At 65.1% G+C, this 4,656-nt stretch carries 6 protein-coding genes and 1 pseudogene; 1 reads left to right on the top strand and 6 read right to left on the bottom strand.

The window, feature by feature from the left end; genetic code table 11:
* The 3 genes and pseudogenes from KH616_RS21670 to grpE all read right to left on the bottom strand — a co-directional run.
* Positions 1 to 539 (bottom strand): Hsp70 family protein (locus tag KH616_RS21670; protein ID WP_292250669.1); only part of this gene is annotated, 539 nt, incomplete at its 3' end.
* 276 nt (positions 540 to 815) lie between these two features.
* Positions 816 to 1,013 (bottom strand): annotated as a pseudogene (locus KH616_RS21665) (thioredoxin); the annotation flags it as partial.
* Between the two features lie 61 nt (positions 1,014 to 1,074).
* Positions 1,075 to 1,620, bottom strand: coding sequence for a nucleotide exchange factor GrpE (gene grpE, locus KH616_RS21660; RefSeq protein ID WP_292250667.1), 546 nt, complete (start codon positions 1,618 to 1,620; stop codon positions 1,075 to 1,077).
* Positions 1,621 to 1,683: 63 nt separating this feature from the next.
* Between grpE and KH616_RS21655 the strand changes: the two genes are divergently transcribed.
* Positions 1,684 to 2,139, top strand: a complete 456-nt coding sequence (locus KH616_RS21655; protein WP_292250670.1) for a hypothetical protein — start codon at positions 1,684 to 1,686, stop codon at positions 2,137 to 2,139.
* On the opposite strand, the gene KH616_RS21650 is transcribed toward KH616_RS21655, so the two are convergent.
* The 3 genes from KH616_RS21650 to hrcA form a co-directional block, all read right to left on the bottom strand.
* A complete protein-coding gene (locus KH616_RS21650; RefSeq protein ID WP_292250665.1) occupies positions 2,111 to 2,518 on the bottom strand; it encodes an RNA-binding S4 domain-containing protein in 408 nt (135 codons plus the stop codon). The two genes, KH616_RS21655 and KH616_RS21650, sit on opposite strands and share 29 nt — an antisense overlap.
* Positions 2,519 to 2,522: 4 nt before the next feature.
* The gene (gene hemH, locus KH616_RS21645; RefSeq protein ID WP_292250663.1) at positions 2,523 to 3,587 is read right to left on the bottom strand and encodes a ferrochelatase; all 1,065 of its coding nucleotides are present in this window, start codon (positions 3,585 to 3,587) and stop codon (positions 2,523 to 2,525) included.
* A 127-nt stretch (positions 3,588 to 3,714) separates the two neighbouring features.
* The coding region (hrcA, locus tag KH616_RS21640; protein ID WP_292250662.1) for a heat-inducible transcriptional repressor HrcA at positions 3,715 to 4,656 on the bottom strand (942 nt) is incomplete at its 5' end.

The following is a 4,656-nucleotide window of genomic DNA, read 5'->3' as shown; positions in this document are numbered from 1 at the left end:
CCGAACGCGAGCGCCGCTGCGGTCGGCTCGTTGATGATCCGCTTGACTTCCAGGCCCGCGATGCGGCCTGCATCCTTGGTCGCCTGGCGCTGGCTGTCGTTGAAGTATGCCGGCACCGTGATCACGGCTTCCGTGACCGGCTCGCCGAGGTAGTCCTCGGCCGTCTTCTTAATCTTGCGCAGCACTTCCGCCGACACTTGCGGCGGCGCCAGCTTTTCACCGTGCGCCTCGACCCATGCGTCGCCGTTGTCCGCCTTGATGATCGCGTACGGCATCAGGCCGATGTCCTTCTGCACTTCCTTCTCTTCGAAGCGGCGGCCGATCAGGCGCTTGACCGCAAAGAGCGTGTTCTTCGGGTTCGTCACCGATTGACGCTTCGCCGGCGCGCCGACGAGCACTTCGTTGTCGTCCATGTAAGCGATGATCGACGGCGTGGTGCGTGCGCCTTCCGAGTTCTCGATGACCTTGACCTGGTTGCCTTCCATGATGGCGACGCACGAGTTCGTGGTGCCGAGGTCAATACCGATGATCTTTCCCATTTTTCCTAATCTCCAGAAATCCTTGTTTGCTGCGCGAAAACCCGCTTCTTTGCGGCGGTTTCGCGCGCCGAATTCAACTCTGCTCCCGAAATAAGTCCGGCTGGACCAATTTCAAGACCCGACAAGCGATACGGCTATTAAATTTTTTCAATGCCGGCCGAGGCCACGCCAGCCGATACCGCATCGCCGCGTGGCGGGCCGTTCGCCGGCGTAGCGGCCGTCGCCGGAGCGTCAGCCGCCGGAGCGCCTACCGCCGGGATATCAGCCACCGAAGTATCATCCGCCGGCGCCGGCCGCCGGATCATCCGCCGCTGCCATCTTCGCCCGCGCCACCACGGCTGCCGCGAACTGCTCGAGTTCGAGCCCGCGCCAGCCGGTTGCGCAGCCAAGGCGCTCCCCACGGCGAAAGAAAAACCATGCCGGCACGCCATGCAGCCCGAAGCGGTGCGCAAGCTCGCGGTGCTCGTACACGTTGCTGCGGAGCGAGCGCGTCGAATGCCGCCGGATCGACGCCCGCACCGGCCATCGCGAAGCCTTACTTCGGCTGCGCGACCGTCACGAGCGCCGGACGCAGCACGCGGTCGGCGATCGTGTAACCCTTTTGCAGCACCGCGACGACGGTATTCGGCTCCTGATCGGCCGGAACCATCGAGATCGCCTGATGCTGATGCGGATCGAATTTTTCGCCGACCGGGTTGATTGCGGTAACGCGGCCCTTCTCGAGCGCGCTCGTCAGCTGGCGCAGCGTCAGCTCGACACCCTCGCGCACCTTCGCGAGATCGCCGGACGTGTCGCCGACCGCAGCCTCGAGGCTGTCCAGCACCGGCAGCAGGTGCTCGGCAAAGCTCTCGATCGCGAACTTGTGCGCCTTCGCGATATCGTCCTGCGCACGGCGGCGCACGTTTTCGGTCTCGGCCTTCGCACGCAGGAAGCTTTCCTGCAGCTCGGCGACCTTGGCCCGAGCCTCGGCCAGCGCCGCTTCAGCGGCTTCGGCGACCGGTGCTGCGCCCTGCTCTGCCGGCGCCTGGCTGCCGACGTCTTCGGCCGATTGGGTAGCCGGGTTCTCTTGCGTGTTTTCCATGTCGCTGAAAGTCGAATTAGAGGTTAAAGCCAAATCGGCAATCGTCGGACAAAAAGGCCGCCGATGCCGCACAGTGTTGGTGCAGATAAGGATGAAGCCAGCGATTTCAAGAGGGTTATTCGCAGCCATTCGCCAATACCGCGAAACAGCCGTCCATTTGCCGGCGCCATCGCGCGCGCGGCCGGGCGACCGGCCGAAACGCCCTGTAACAACGCTTACCTGACAGGGACTGGCCTGCATCCCGGGCGCTCAACTACACTGCATTCAGGCATCGGCGATTCCCGGTTTACCCTGATATGCCCGATGTCCGACAACCCATCTGGCGCTGTTTTCACCCGTCTTGTTGAGGGGCGCACCGTGAAACTGACCTTTGTCATATCGGTGGTCGCGCTGGTACTCATCGCGGGCACCACCACCATCTGCCTTTCGGGTGCGGTCACCGACCGTACGACCGAATACGGAAGCGCGCGGGCGACATTCGATCCGATGTTCAGCCACCACCCGAAAATTTGTCGATGATACGGCGATCGCGCTTCGTCGGCCGGCCGTGCAGTTCGGCCGACGGCTCGCGGAACATGCGCCGCCGCTCCTGCTCGGCGAGCCGCTTGGCCCGCCCGGATTCCGATTCGGCATAAAGCGTCTGCGCGACGCTCGCCGGCCCGCGCACGTCGCAAATGCCCAGCACGGCAATGTGCCAGACCACGCTGTCGATCGCAATCTCGACCTCGTCGCCGACACGCACTTCCTTGGCCGGCTTGACCGGCGCGCCGCCGATCCGCACCCGTCCCTTGTCGACCGCGTCGGCCGCCAGCGAGCGCGTCTTGAAGAACCGCGCGGCCCACAGCCACTTGTCGATACGCATCCGTGCGCCGGGCTCGAGGGAAATCTTGTAGTTCATCGCGTCAGCTTACCGATTCCGGCTGCGTCGTCTTGACCGGCCAGCCTTGCAGATTCTCCGCGATGATCTCGCCGAGCGCGCCGATCCACGCATGCGCGCCGTTCAGGCACGGAATGCGATGGAACGACTTACCGCCGCCGGCCAGAAACTCGTCGCGCACTTCCATTCCGATCTCCTCGATCGTCTCGAGACAATCGGCGGTGAAGCCAGGGCAGAACACGTCCACGCGCTGCACGCCGGCCTCGCCCAGTTCGCGCAAGGTCGGCGCGGTGTACGGCTGCAGCCACTCCGCCTTGCCGAAGCGGGACTGGAAGGTCACGCGGCATTCGATCGTCGACAGGCCGAGCGCCGCCATCAGCAGCGCGGCCGTCTGCTGACACTGATCGTGATATGGATCGCCGAGGTCGAGCGTGCGCTTTGGCACACCGTGGAAGCTCAGCACCAGCTTGTCGCCCGCCGCAAAATCGGGGCGACCGCGCGCGGCCCAATACTGCCGCACCTGCTCGGCGAGCGCGTGAATGTACGCCGGATGATCGGCGTAATGGCGCACGGTGCGTACCTCGGGCTGGTTGCGCATGCGCGAAAGGGGCTTGAAGGCGGCGTCGAAGGCGGTCGCCGTCGTTGACGACGAATACTGCGGATACATCGGCATCAGCAACACGCGCTCGACGCCGGCGTGCTTGAGCTGGGAGAGCACCTGCGGGATGTTCGGGCTGCCGTAGCGCATCGCGTAATCGACCAGCACCTGATAGCCGTTCGACGCGAGCAGATGCCGCACGCCCTCGACCTGGCGCTCTGTATACACGCGCAGCGGCGACCCCTCGGGCATCCAGACGGTCGCGTACTTCTTCGCGGACGCCCTTCCGCGCAGCGGCAGGATCAGCGTGCGCAACAGGATCTGCCAGACCGCCTGCGGAATTTCGACCACGCGGCGATCGGACAGGAATTCGGCGAGATAGCGCCGGACCGCGCGCGGCGTCGGCGCGTCGGGCGTGCCGAGGTTGATCAGCAGCACCGCGACGCGATGGGCAGCCGCGACACTCGATGGCGGCTCTAGATCGAAGCGCATAGGCAAGAATGTGCTCGTGCACAAAACCGGACGGCCCTCAATTATAGCGGGCCATCTCCGGTGCGGTGACTGGCCGTTCGGCCGATTGCGCGGCGCCCCGCGCCGGGACACGATGACGGAACGCCGGCTATTGCTGGCTGAGCGTGAGCGACAGCAGCCGCGCGGTGATATCGACGATCGGGATCACGCGGTTGTACGCCATCCGCGTCGGGCCGATCACACCGAGCGTGCCGACGATCTTGCCGTTCACCTCGTAAGGCGCGGTGACGACGCTCATTTCCTCGATCGGCACGAGCGTCGATTCGCCGCCGATGAAAATCTGCACGCCCTGGGCGTGGCTCGATACGTCGAGCAACTGCAGGAGGCCGGTCTTTTGGTCGAACACGTCGAACAGCTTGCGCAGCCGCGCCATGTCGGACGACAGGTCCGCGACTTCGAGCAGGTTGCGCTCACCGGAAATGAGCACGGTGTCTTCCGTGTCCGGCACCTCGGTGCTCGCCGTCACGGCCGCGTGCATCAATGTCGTCATGTCGCCGCGCAACTGGTCGATCTCGTCGCGCAGGCGCCGCCGCACATCGTCGAACGACAGGCCGGCGAAATGCGCGTTGATGTAGTTGGACGCTTCGGTCAGTTCCGATGGCGAATAGTCGCGCGGCGTCGCCAGCATCCGGTTCTGCACGTCGCCTTCCGGCGTGACGATGATGAGCAGGATGCGCTTGTCCGACAGGCGCATGAATTCGATCTGCTTGAACACATGGCTGCGGCGCGGCGTCAGCACGACGCCGGCAAACTGCGACAGGTTCGACAGCACGCTCGCCGCGGCCGCCACGACCCGCTGCTGCGGCTCGCCCGCCTGCAGCGTGCTCTGTACCTGGCGCGTGACGGCTTCGGCATCGATCGGCGTCTCGACCGTCAGCATCGTGTCGACGAACAGGCGGTAGCCGCGCGGCGTCGGCACACGGCCCGCCGACGTGTGCGGGCTCGAAACGAGGCCGAGCTCCTCCAGGTCGGACATCACGTTGCGGATCGGCGCCGGGCTCAGCTCCAGCCCGGAAAAACGAGACAACGT

It is taken from the genome of Burkholderia sp. (assembly GCF_018375725.1).
Classification (GTDB): Bacteria; Pseudomonadota; Gammaproteobacteria; order Burkholderiales; family Burkholderiaceae; genus Burkholderia.
The sequence above is the reverse complement of the archived record's forward strand: the minus strand, read 5'-3'. Positions and strand labels throughout refer to the sequence as shown.

Bases quoted from the DNA above. Each gene is read 5' to 3' on its own strand.
- grpE (WP_292250667.1), bottom strand. From the start codon at position 1,620: ATGGAAAACACGCAAGAGAACCCGGCTACCCAATCGGCCGAAGACGTC.
- KH616_RS21655 (WP_292250670.1), top strand. From the start codon at position 1,684: ATGCCGCACAGTGTTGGTGCAGATAAGGATGAAGCCAGCGATTTCAAG.
- KH616_RS21650 (WP_292250665.1), bottom strand. From the start codon at position 2,518: ATGAACTACAAGATTTCCCTCGAGCCCGGCGCACGGATGCGTATCGAC.
- hemH (WP_292250663.1), bottom strand. From the start codon at position 3,587: ATGCGCTTCGATCTAGAGCCGCCATCGAGTGTCGCGGCTGCCCATCGC.